At 63.5% G+C, this 841-nt stretch carries 1 protein-coding gene; it reads left to right on the top strand.

What is annotated here, in order from left to right:
- Nucleotides 1-27 precede the first annotated feature (27 nt).
- Nucleotides 28-841 (top strand): IS5 family transposase gene (locus EYW49_RS22865; RefSeq protein ID WP_131312047.1). Its coding sequence is split into 2 segments (ribosomal slippage), with 815 coding nucleotides annotated over them: nucleotides 28-391 and nucleotides 391-841; the frame shifts between segments, so codons are not numbered across the junction. This gene is flagged as partial in the annotation.

Raw genomic sequence — 841 nt, 5'->3', positions numbered from 1 at the left:
GAATAGGATTCCCCTTCGGGTCCAGGAATGATTCAACGTCGCTTTCGGAGGGCGGCGGCGTTGATTCGAGACCTGATGAGCGACGAGGAATGGGCGTTCTTCGAACCCTTCGTGACGAGACGTGGCCCGCACAGCGGCCGGCGACCTCAGGGCCATCGGCGTGTCCTCGACGGCGTCTTCTGGATCGCCCGCACCGGCGCCCAGTGGCGCGATTTGCCCGAATTCTTCGGCAAATGGTCGTCGGTCTATCGCCAGTTTCGTCGATGGACGCTCTCCGGGCTCTGGGATCTCCTGCTCGAGGTGTTGAATGACACCGAAGGGGTCGGCGAGACGGTTCAGATGATCGACAGCACCGTCATCCGGGCGCACCACTGCGCCGCCGGCGCAAGGGGGGGACTCCGAGACAGGGTCTCGGGCGCTCGCGAGGTGGGTTTTCGACCAAAATTCATCTTCGCACCAACGGCGCCGGCCTCCCCGTAGCCATCGACATCGCGCCGGGCCAGACGTCGGATTACACCGGTGCCCTGCCGCTCCTCGACGCCGAGGGGCCCGAACCGAAGGTTCTTCTGGCCGATCGCGGCTACGATTCCGACCATATCCGAGAGGAGATGGAGGCTCGTGGCGTCACACCGATGATCCCGATGCGGCGAAGCCGCAAGATCCAGATCCCCGTCGATGACCACGTCTATGCCCTGCGAAACAGGATCGAGCGCTGCTTCAACAAGCTGAAGAACTTCCGCCGCCTCGCCACCCGCTACGACAAGACCGCCGACAGCTACCTCGGCTTCGTCCTCATCGCTGCTGTCCGCCTATGGACGCGCGTATTCGTCAACAGGACCTA

This window comes from Siculibacillus lacustris, from assembly GCF_004328075.1.
Taxonomy (GTDB): Bacteria; Pseudomonadota; Alphaproteobacteria; order Rhizobiales; family Ancalomicrobiaceae; genus Siculibacillus; species Siculibacillus lacustris.
Note: the sequence above shows the minus strand (reverse complement) of the source record. Positions and strands in the feature narration are given on the sequence as shown.